3 protein-coding genes are annotated in these 6,329 nt (G+C 39.6%); 1 reads left to right on the top strand and 2 read right to left on the bottom strand.

Translation table 11 applies throughout. The features are described 5' to 3' along the window. Positions 1–402 precede the first annotated feature (402 nt). Positions 403–2,733 carry a DUF6351 family protein gene (locus CL42_RS15245; protein WP_051586648.1) on the top strand — a complete coding sequence of 777 codons (2,331 nt, stop codon included), beginning with the start codon at positions 403–405 and terminating at the stop codon, positions 2,731–2,733. Between the two features lie 61 nt (positions 2,734–2,794). On the opposite strand, the gene CL42_RS15240 is transcribed toward CL42_RS15245, so the two are convergent. Beyond that, the gene (locus CL42_RS15240; protein ID WP_035270516.1) at positions 2,795–5,026 is read right to left on the bottom strand and encodes a phosphocholine-specific phospholipase C; all 2,232 of its coding nucleotides are present in this window, start codon (positions 5,024–5,026) and stop codon (positions 2,795–2,797) included. 308 nt (positions 5,027–5,334) lie between these two features. Further along, positions 5,335–6,051, bottom strand: coding sequence for a ribonuclease PH (gene rph / locus CL42_RS15235; RefSeq protein ID WP_035270511.1), 717 nt, complete (start codon positions 6,049–6,051; stop codon positions 5,335–5,337). Positions 6,052–6,329: the final 278 nt, after the last annotated feature.

The raw sequence follows: 6,329 nt of genomic DNA, 5'->3' as shown, positions 1-6,329 counted from the left end.
GCTTTGCTCCTTTTTTTATATGCTTAAAACTGTGATGCTACATTAACTTTATCGCAAGAATACAAAAAAATTTGAATTTATATGGTTCTAGTTGATACCTTCCACGCTTTAAGATTATTTTTTAATCAAAATCATACTAAACCCATAGAATGCAAATTAAATCATTAAATTTCAACTATTTATTCGCCTTAATTTTATAATTATTCAATTTTCTGTCATGGAATGCTGCCTAATTTTCATTCATAGTGAAGTCAATAAATACAATTAAAGCCATGAGTTCGCATTGTCTAAATAATAGGAGGGTGTCAACGCATAGACCATGCTGAATGTCAGTGAATAAATAAAAAGAAATGCAGTCATCGGATCGATTGCATCCACCATGTTGTACATTAGGGAAATCACATGAAAACGCAAATGATCTATACGCTTTTAAGCGTCGCGATTAGTAGCAGCTTACTCATCGGTTGTAAAAGCTCCAACGAATCTGGGGGGAATTCAGGCGGTGGTAATGGATCACAGCCAACTCCGACCAATCCAACTGATCCTGACAATCCAACGAATAAACTTGAAAAAGAATTCGTGACTGTTTTATCAACTCGCCCCGATCTTGTGACAGATAATGATGTATTGATCGAATTAGACCCATCGATTAATTTTAATGACACAAATCTAAGCATTCATTTGAATGGACAGGACATCAAATCTCGCTTTTCTAATGCTCAAAATAGAGTGCTATTAGATGGATTACAGTTAGGGGAAAATCTACTAAAAATTGAAACACCAAACGCAATTCAAAATTTATATTTAAAAAATTTCAGTACCACAGGTCCTCTTTTATCTGGACCTCAAATTAATCCATGGACCTGTACCAACGGCTCGACTGATTTATTTTGCCGTAAACCTGTTCAATATAATTACTACTATCGTAATTTGGTCGGAACTTTACAAACCTATAATCCTGAGAAACCACCTTCGGCGGGTCTAATTTCCAAAATTAAGACCGATACAGGCGTAGAAGTGCCATTTATCATTCGAGAGGAGGTCGGCTATCAAAATCGTGATGAATATCGGTTTGCTGTATTGTTTAATCCTAATCAGCCTTGGACTGCGCTGAATCCACAACCCCAATTTAATAATAAGCTGTTAGTAACCCATGGGCAAAGTTGCGGTAATGATTATCAGTCTGCAACCGCGCCTACCGTGGTTGCGACATCAACTTCTATTTTGCCAGATATTACCATCAAGGCTTTGGGCAAAGGTTATGGGGTCATGTCTACGGCGCTATCCAACAGTGGACATAACTGTAATTTGGCTGTTCAAGCTGAATCAATCATTATGGCCAAAGAACGTTTTATCGAACAATACGGCACTTTAGACTACACGATTGGACAAGGCTGCTCAGGTGGCGCGCTCGCATCTCAATGGGTAGCTAACGCTTATCCAGGTGTATACCAAGGTTTGTTAGTAACGTGCTCTTTCCCTGATGCATGGAGTACAGCGTCTCAGTTTGCTGATTATCATATTATGATCAATTATTTTAAAACAGCAGAAGGCCGCTCTTTCCTCCCTCATCAAATTAACCATATTCAAGGTCATATTTCTGAGATTAATGGTTATGTCAGTGAACTTGCGCAATTCGATGTTGCTCGACCAAATACAATTTGTAGCGGAATATCAGAAACACAACTGTACAATGCCACCTCAAATCCGAATGGGACACGCTGTTCAATTCAAGAGGCTGCTGTAAATTTGTTGGGTCTCAGAAATCCAACTGAAGTTGATCCAAATACACAACAGCTTAGACAAATTTGGAGTCCTGTCGAAAACCAGCGAAATATTGGGTTTGCTAACCTACCAATTGATAATGTCGGTGTGCAATACGGGCTTCAAACCTTATTTGATGGTGTGATCAATGCTGAAAAATTTGTTTTATTAAATGAACGCCTCGGTGGAGTTGATATTGATATTAACCCAATTGCCGAACGGTTATATGCCACAGAGCAAGGTTTAAAAAATGCTTATCGAACTGGTTTAATCAATGTTGCCAATAATTTAGATCAAGTGGCGATTATTGATTGTCGTGGTCCAGATCCAGCGATCTTCCATGATGCTTACCGAGCATTCGCGATTAGAGCACGTTTAGACAAAGCACACGGACATCATAACAATCAGCTTCTTTATGGAGGTGATACCATTATGATTGGCGATCTTAAATGTTTAGAAATCAGTTTCAATGATATGAACCAATGGTTGGATCGCGTAAAAAATGATACAAGCAATTTACCTCTGCCACAGAAACTCACACGCAATAAAGTAAATCTTAACGACTCATGTATCACATTAGGAACGATTCGAAGATCTGGGTTCTGCAATAACCTTCGTGTACCGGTCTATAAAACACCGCGAATGGTAGCAGGTGATCAAATTAGTACCTACGCCAATAAATGTAAACTACAACCACTCACACGTCGTCTTTACCCCAATATTAACTTTACAGATGAGCAATGGACTCGATTACAAAAAGTTTTTCCAGATGGTGTTTGTGATTACACCCAAGATCCTGTTGGGTTTGGTAAAACCTATCCGTGGTTAACGTATCAAAATCAAAATGGACAGAACAATGATGTCATTTATGGTGGTAAGCAACTGGATGAAGATCCAAATCGCCCTGAGGAGCTTATAATGCCTCAACTTCCGAAGGGTTGGATCTCTAATTCATTTCAACTGTCTTAATACCTGAATTTTTCAATTCTGAAAAAAGCCGTGAATATTCACGGCTTTTTTTACTTCATGTTTAAGGTTTAGGTTGCAATAATCCCATCATAGGATCAGTACATGTGTGCTGCCCTGTTTCAATACGTCCAGCAAATCGACGTTCATAAGCCTGCTCTCTCTGCTGTTGGGCGATCACAACATTAAAATCATACCATCCCCAAGACTCCGTTAAATCGAGATGAAGTTCAGCCTCATTCGATTGAGTTTTGACAGTCCACATTTTTTGATTGTAGTACGCATTGTCCTTGACCATCATCTCCACGGCTTCAGCACCATCATGCCGTATTTTTAAAATTATTTTAGGTTGACAGGCTTCATAGCAAATTCGAATTTCTGGCAAATGATCTCTTTCAATTTGATGGTGAAGATTTCCTTTAAATGCTCGATGATAACCATTTGGTCCAAGTACCCAAAGATCATATTGATCATCTACTAGCTCCCAAACATCTTCAAGCTGTTTGCCTGCCTCCACCATAAAACGTCGAGGAATGGCATTTAAATCTAGTTTGTCATAGACATGGAAAACCGCACCTTGTTCTCCACCATTTGCGAAAATCAGTTGAATATTTCGGGTTGCAACCTGTACGCGCGCGCTGGTATGTAATAAATAAGGTAATGCTCGAGAATGACGTATTCCAGTTTCTTGCACAGGAAATTGTTGATTTGATGGGACTGGAACCTTGCTGAGTTGCTCTTGCGAACGACGCGTATTGTCAGCTTCTTGTTTGGTTCTTTGCCCATTGAGTGTTGGCAGTACATTGAAGTTAGGTGTCTTAAAGTCAAATGCCGACGTAAGGTCACCACAGACCGCTCTACGATAAGGGCTAATATTGGGCTCTTGTACACCAAAACGTTGCTCGAGAAATTGAATAATTGAAGTATGATCAAAGACTTGAGAATTGACCCATCCCCCACGACTCCACGGTGAAATGATATACATTGGAACACGCACTCCTGGACCATACACACCATGCCAGAAGTTTTCATTCTTACCATTTTTCATTTTTAATTCAGGCTGTGCTGTCGAACCTGAAACACGTGGGTGATTGAAATATTCATATGATATCTCTTGTTCTGATAACGTGGTTTTACCATGAACTTTAACAATATCACCTGCTTCATTGATTTCTCTTGATGGTGCAGACGGCGATGGTACATGATCAAAAAAACCATCATTTTCATCAAAATTGACCAGTAAAACAGTCTGACTCCATAACTCTGGATCTGCCGTTAAAGTGTTTAACAGTTCTTGAATATACCACGCGCCTTGAACAGGACTTGATGGTCCCGGATGTTCACTATACGCTGCCGGTGCGACCACCCAGCTCACCTGTGGCAATTTACCGTCTAAGATATCTTGTTTAAATTGTCCTAATAAACCGCCGTCCTTAGGCATCGTATTGGCAATACCCTTATAGAGAGGTTGTCGTTGATCAATACGCTCATCATATTCAGGCGACAAAATATTGGCATGGCTAACCGGCTTACCAGATAATTCATTGGCTTTGCGATATTGTTTAAATCCAGCCAAAGGATTATCCGTAAAATTATCGGGCATATTTTGATAAACCTTCCAACTGATCCCAGCTTGCTGTAATCGTTCAGGATACGTGGTCCAGTCGTAACCGATCATTGATGAGCCAATACTATCAAACTCGTTGACTACACTCGCGACACCTGCAGCAGTTGGCCCGTTGGTCCCTGTCCAAATAAATTTACGATTGGGATTAGTTCCCGCGTGCATAGCGCAATGGTAGGCATCACATAAAGTAAATGCTTCTGCTAGTGCAAACTGGAACTCGAGCTCTTGTTTCTTAAAATAGCCCATGGATTGGGGTTGTTTATGTTCCACCCAATTGCCCATACGCCCACAATCCCAAGCGGCTTGACCATCCTTCCATGAATGAGGTGTGCCCGAAACACGTTGAGCATTGCCCAATGAACTGTCTAGGTGATAAGGCAAAATTTTATTTTTGTTGGCATCATACTGTTCCCACACCGCTCTTTTGCCACTCAATGGAATGGTGAATCGATCACCAAAACCTCGTACCCCTTTGAATGTTCCAAAATAGTTATCAAAAGAACGATTTTCTTGAGTCAAAATCACCACATGTTTCACATCTTGAATAGTGCCAGTTTCCACTTTTGCATTAATTGCTAAAGCTTTTTGAATACTCAGCGGAAAACTTGCTAATGCAGATGCACCCAATAATGTCTTGGTCGAATTTAAAATAAAGTCACGACGGTTCATACATTTATCCTATTTTTATTCTTGTTATGGTTATGGAGCACAGTGGATTTCACAGCTTGGATCTGAAGGTTGCGGTTTGGATGTTTGGTTATCATCATCTCCCCCACAAGCTGTTAACAAAATACTTGGTGTAAGGATGAGTATAAAAAAATAAGCTCGCATGTAGTTATCCTTCTCGTTTTATGCGAACTCAGTGATACGCTTTTTTCGTGACGCTGCAATGAAGCTTCAATTGCAAATCTATGAAATAAAAAAAGCACCTCTATCAAGGTGCTTTTTTACAATCAACGCATGCAATCAAATGCGAATTACCAGCCTAGTGCTTGTTGTTGCTTTTGAATTAACTCTTGAATGCCTTTCTCAGCCATTTCAAGCATTGCGTTACATTGCGTACGCGTGAACGGTTTATCTTCCGCAGTACCTTGAATTTCAATAAACTCACCCGCCTGAGTCATCACCACATTCAAGTCTGTTTGGCAGTTTGAATCTTCTTCATAACATAAGTCGAGTAGTACTTCGTCTTGATAAATACCAACAGAAATTGCAGCCACCAAACCTTTGAGTGGATCTTGTTTGATTTTCTTTTTCTCAAGTAATGAATTCATAGCATCAATCAAGGCTACCGCAGCACCTGTAATAGACGCTGTACGTGTACCACCATCGGCTTGAATAACATCACAGTCGATTGTAATCGTGTTTTCACCCAATTTCTTCAAATCCACCATAGCACGTAAGCTACGACCGATTAAGCGTTGAATTTCTTGAGTACGTCCACTTTGTTTACCACGAGCTGCCTCACGGTCACTGCGTGTATGGGTTGAACGTGGCAACATGCCATATTCAGCAGTCACCCAACCTTGGCCTTTTCCTTTCAAGAAGCGCGGTACTGAATTATCAACACTGGCAGTACAAAGAACTTTGGTATGACCAAATTCAACTAAAACTGAACCTTCTGCATAACGTGTATAGTTTCGAGTAATTTTAACGTCACGTAACTGGTCTAATGCACGCTGGTCAATACGCATAATACGTCCTAATTTTTACTTAAAAAAGATTGGGCACATTATAGCAGATTGATGGCATCTAACTTTGTTATAAGTCCGTGTTTTAAAATTGCAGTTTCATTTAAAAACATACATTGGTTTGAACTGAGTTGACATAAAAAATGATCAGACTTCGTTTAACGCCCATATGTATAATGATCACTATTCTTGATAATGTGCGATTACATTTTGAAATTTTTCTTCATTCTGTATTTTGTTATTCTTTATTAAATTAGAATAATTGGATCTAGCATGACTAG

The organism is Acinetobacter sp. Ver3, assembly GCF_000632455.1.
Classification (GTDB): domain Bacteria; phylum Pseudomonadota; class Gammaproteobacteria; order Pseudomonadales; family Moraxellaceae; genus Acinetobacter.
Note: the sequence above shows the minus strand (reverse complement) of the source record. Positions and strands in the feature narration are given on the sequence as shown.

Bases quoted from the DNA above. Each gene is read 5' to 3' on its own strand.
- rph (WP_035270511.1), bottom strand. From the start codon at position 6,051: ATGCGTATTGACCAGCGTGCATTAGACCAGTTACGTGACGTTAAAATT.
- CL42_RS15240 (WP_035270516.1), bottom strand. From the start codon at position 5,026: ATGAACCGTCGTGACTTTATTTTAAATTCGACCAAGACATTATTGGGT.
- CL42_RS15245 (WP_051586648.1), top strand. From the start codon at position 403: ATGAAAACGCAAATGATCTATACGCTTTTAAGCGTCGCGATTAGTAGC.